The following is a 1,883-nucleotide window of genomic DNA, read 5'->3' on the forward strand; positions in this document are numbered from 1 at the left end:
AGGCGGTGCTGACCGGGCACTCCATGGGCGCGTATGTCGCCGCGCTGGCCGCCTCCCGGCGCGACTTCGCCCGCGTCGTCCTGGTCGACGGCGGCCTGCCGCTGCCGCTGCCCGACGGCGTGGGCCCCGACGACGCGCTGGCGGCCACGCTCGGACCCGCGATGGACCGGCTCAGCCGGACGTTCGCCACGCCTGAGGAGTACGTCGCCTTCTTCCGGGCGCACCCCGCTTTCGCGGGGCGGTGGACCGATGACGTGGAGGCGTACGTCCGCTACGACCTGACCGGGCCGCCCGGCGCGCTCCGCTCACGTGTCGCGGTGGAGGCGGTGCGCGAGGACGGCCGCTGGCTGCTGGCCGAGCATGACCGGATCGGCCACGCCCTGGAGTCGATCAAGGCGCCGCTGTCGCTGCTGCGGGCTCCGCGCGGGCTGCTCGACCAGGGGGTCGGCATGCTGCCCGACGAACTGGCCGCCCCCTGGACAGCCAGGCTCGCGGGGCTCGCCGACGAGGTGGTCGCCGACTGCAACCACTACACCATCCTGTTCGCCGACCACTGCACGTCCCTCCTCGCCGACCGCCTCACCTCGGAGCCCCGAGAGCGGCCGTCGAGCGTCGCCTGACGACGGGTCACGTCCAGGTCAGGTCACGTACGTCCAGGTCAGGTCATGTCGTGCACGTCAGCTCACGCGCACGTCAGCTCACGTGGAGCTCAGGTCAGCGTGGAGCTCAGGTCAGCGTGGAGCGATCCAGGTGGCCCGCGCCGCGGCCACCAGCGTGCCGTCCACCTCGTAGATCGCGCTCTCGCCGAACAGCTTGCGCCCCTCGCGCCCGGTGGCGCGCGCCACGACCGAGTAGGCGCCGCCCGGGTAGACGCGCCGGTGGATCTGTACGGCCAGCCGACCGAGCAGGGCCGACTCGCCGGGCTGGAAGTGGGCCCAGCCGGTCACGCAGTCGAGCACCGCCCCCACGACGGCGGCCGGGACGCCGTCCTGCTCCGCGACCGTGAACGGCACCCGCCACGCGGCGGCCACCAGGTCCGTGCCCTCGACGGGGCCGGGGAAGACGCGCAGACCGTCGCCCGGCTCGCGCAGCCCGCAGGCGAAGCACTCGGGGAAGGCGTGCCCGCGCCACCCGGGGAACCCGGCCTCCGCCCGCGCCGCGTCCGTGAACGACACGAACTCCGGCGCCGTCAGGTCCTCGGCCACCGGGATGGCCTCGACCAGCAGCCGGTCGCCGTGCGAGAGGGAGACGGTGTTGGCGACGTGCTCCAGGCACAGATCGGTCTCGAGGGGCGTGGGTGCGTGCAGCGTGACTTCGACGGCTGATCGGTTGTCGCTGAGCGCGTCGGCCATGGTCCCGGCTATCCAGCCGCCGTTGGCGACCCCCGCCGGTCCGCGGAAACGTGCGGGAACGGTCAACACGGTCTGCAGGGCAGCCGTCGTCATGCCTCACCCTCCCATATCGTTCGATGCGCTGAAAATCCAGAATTCTAGATTAAGCACGCCGATATTACCGAAGAATCGGAACACCCAGGCCAGCAAGGCCTCGGCCTATCACCCACAACACGCCATAACACCGCAGAACCATCCGGAACTTCCCGCCCGCCGGTAACGGATCCGCACACCCGCCCGGGCGCCGTGCGAGCCGCAGTGCGCGACGGAACCGGCCCGCCCGCGCCTCCGCGAGCCGGCTCCGTGACGCACGGCGGCGGACGGTGAGCCCGCCGTACCCGTAAGATACGGGGCTTAAATTGCATGGATGTGACTTGGGGGTTATAAGTGACGACGCTCACGCGGAGGAGCCTCATCACGGCAGGGGCGATGGCCGTCCCGGCGGCGGCGCTCGCGCGGCCCGCGGCGGCGACCGCTCCGGCGCTGCGGACG

General features: G+C 72.2%; 2 protein-coding genes. One reads left to right on the forward strand and one right to left on the reverse strand.

All coding sequences use genetic code 11. From position 1 onward, the window contains the following. Positions 1-620, forward strand: a 620-nt coding sequence (locus DQW85_RS23670; protein ID WP_162795297.1) for an alpha/beta fold hydrolase, incomplete at its 5' end; no start/stop codon positions are given. Between the two features lie 111 nt (positions 621-731). On the opposite strand, the gene DQW85_RS23675 is transcribed toward DQW85_RS23670, so the two are convergent. After that, the gene (locus DQW85_RS23675; RefSeq protein WP_113702273.1) at positions 732-1,445 is read right to left on the reverse strand and encodes a PaaI family thioesterase; all 714 of its coding nucleotides are present in this window, start codon (positions 1,443-1,445) and stop codon (positions 732-734) included. Positions 1,446-1,883 lie beyond the last annotated feature (438 nt).

Origin of the sequence: Nonomuraea lactucae, from assembly GCF_003313395.1 — a bacterium.
Classification (GTDB): domain Bacteria; phylum Actinomycetota; class Actinomycetes; order Streptosporangiales; family Streptosporangiaceae; genus Nonomuraea; species Nonomuraea lactucae.